This window comes from Haloterrigena salina JCM 13891 (assembly GCF_000337495.1).
Classification (GTDB): Archaea; Halobacteriota; Halobacteria; order Halobacteriales; family Natrialbaceae; genus Haloterrigena; species Haloterrigena salina.
The window spans coordinates 1-496 of record NZ_AOIS01000070.1 but is presented as its reverse complement, the minus strand read 5'-3'; the positions used below and the strand labels follow the sequence as shown (position 1 = coordinate 496).

The 496-nt window shown below is 58.9% G+C and carries 1 rRNA gene; it reads right to left on the bottom strand.

The features are described 5' to 3' along the window. A 16S ribosomal RNA gene (locus tag C477_RS22625) occupies positions 1-496 on the bottom strand; the annotation flags it as partial.

The following is a 496-nucleotide window of genomic DNA, read 5'->3' as shown; positions in this document are numbered from 1 at the left end:
CGGTGAGATGTCCGGCGTTGAGTCCAATTAAACCGCAGGCTCCTCCGGTTGTAGTGCTCCCCCGCCAATTCCTTTAAGTTTCATCCTTGCAGACGTACTTCCCAGGCGGTCTGCTTCACGGCTTCCCTACGGCACAGCACAGGCTCGTAGCCTGTGCCACACCTAGCAGACATCGTTTACAGCTTGGACTACCCGGGTATCTAATCCGGTTCGTGACCCAAGCTTTCGTCCCTCACCGTCGGATCCGTCTTTCCAGAGCGCTTTCGCCACCGGTGGTCCGTCCAGGATTACAGGATTTCACTCCTACCCCAGACGTACCCTCTGGATCTTCCGGTCCCAAGCCAAGCAGTTTCCACCGGACGCCCGCACGTTAGGCGTGCGGATTTCCCGATGGACTTGCCCGGCCGGCTACGGACGCTTTAGGCCCAATAATAGCGGTCATCACTTGTGCTGCCGGTATTACCGCGGCGGCTGGCACCGGTCTTGCCCAGCACTT